This window comes from Dryocola clanedunensis (assembly GCF_038405435.1).
In the GTDB taxonomy this organism is placed as follows: Bacteria; Pseudomonadota; Gammaproteobacteria; order Enterobacterales; family Enterobacteriaceae; genus Dryocola; species Dryocola clanedunensis_A.
In genome coordinates, this window is record NZ_JBBYHZ010000111.1 from 1 (window position 1) to 626 (window position 626).

The 626-nt window shown below is 70.6% G+C and carries 2 protein-coding genes; one reads left to right on the forward strand and one right to left on the reverse strand.

What is annotated here, in order from left to right; genetic code table 11:
- On the forward strand, positions 1-196 hold a 196-nt coding region (locus tag AAE045_RS23715), incomplete at its 5' end, for a hypothetical protein (RefSeq protein WP_455549757.1).
- A 9-nt stretch (positions 197-205) separates the two neighbouring features.
- Here AAE045_RS23715 and AAE045_RS23720 read toward each other — a convergent pair.
- A partial coding sequence (locus AAE045_RS23720) for a phosphotransferase family protein (RefSeq protein ID WP_455549758.1) occupies positions 206-626 on the reverse strand: 421 nt, incomplete at its 5' end.

The following is a 626-nucleotide window of genomic DNA, read 5'->3' on the forward strand; positions in this document are numbered from 1 at the left end:
GCAAGCGCGAGGGGTTCGACGTGGCCGACTGGCCGCATGCGCCGCCACCGCCTCGATCAATGCCCGCCGCGCCCGGGACATCATTGAGCAGGTCCGGCAAAGCGTGCTGCGCTGGCCGCACTTTGCCGACGAGGCCGGTGTGGCCGGGGTCTGGCGCGATCAGATCGGCGGCAGCCTGCGTACCGACATCCGCTGAGTGGCGGCCTCAGCCCTGTGTGGCCTGCCACGCACGGGCCGCGCAATCGGCGACGTTGCCGGGTGCGAACTGCTCGGCCATGTAACGCAGGGCCTGGCGTCGCTGTGCAGGTGGACGCGCCGTGGCGCCGGGCTCGAGCAGCAGATCATGGAATTCCTGCAGGTCCTGCAGGATCCGCCAGTGGCGGTAGTAGGCCACCCGCAGCGGGTCGACCGCGACCGGCCCGTAGCCCTCGGCGAAGCCCGGCGGCTGTTCACGCCCCCAGCGCCCGCCGATGCCTGCGCCGATGAACATCAGATCACGCTCGCGCGGCGCCAGCACCATGTCGTCCCAGTCGATCAGAAAGACGCTGGCGCGCGGCCCTACCAGCACATTGCCCGCGTGCAGATCCGCGTGGCACAGCACGCGCGGACATCGTCCCTCACCGATC